This is a genomic window from Pseudocitrobacter sp. 73 (genome assembly GCF_008369545.1).
Lineage (GTDB): Bacteria > Pseudomonadota > Gammaproteobacteria > Enterobacterales > Enterobacteriaceae > Pseudocitrobacter > Pseudocitrobacter vendiensis.
Genome location: NZ_VTZO01000093.1, coordinates 1 through 251, shown reverse-complemented (window position 1 = coordinate 251; position 251 = coordinate 1). Strand labels below are relative to the sequence as shown.

Annotated in this window: 1 protein-coding gene; it reads left to right on the top strand. The window is 52.6% G+C overall.

Annotated features, from left to right (window positions below; genetic code table 11):
* On the top strand, positions 1-251 hold a 251-nt coding region (locus tag F0Q32_RS26910; RefSeq protein ID WP_188016917.1), incomplete at both ends, for a hypothetical protein.

The window sequence follows — 251 nt, the reverse complement described above, 5'->3', positions numbered from 1 at the left end:
CCCGGCCCGCGCCCGCAGGGAGAGGGAGAAAAAAAGAGAAGAGAGGAAAAAAAGGGGAGGGAGGGAAAAGAGAAAGGAGGGAGAGGGGGAGGGGGAGGGGGAGAAGGAAAAAGAAAGAGGAGAAGGAAGAGAAGAGAGAAGAAAAAGAAAAGGAAAAGAGGGGGAAAGAAAGGAAAGAGGAAAAAAAGAGGGGGGAAAGGGAGGGGGAGAGAAGAAGGGGAAGAGGGGAGGGAAGGGGAGAAAAAGAAAGG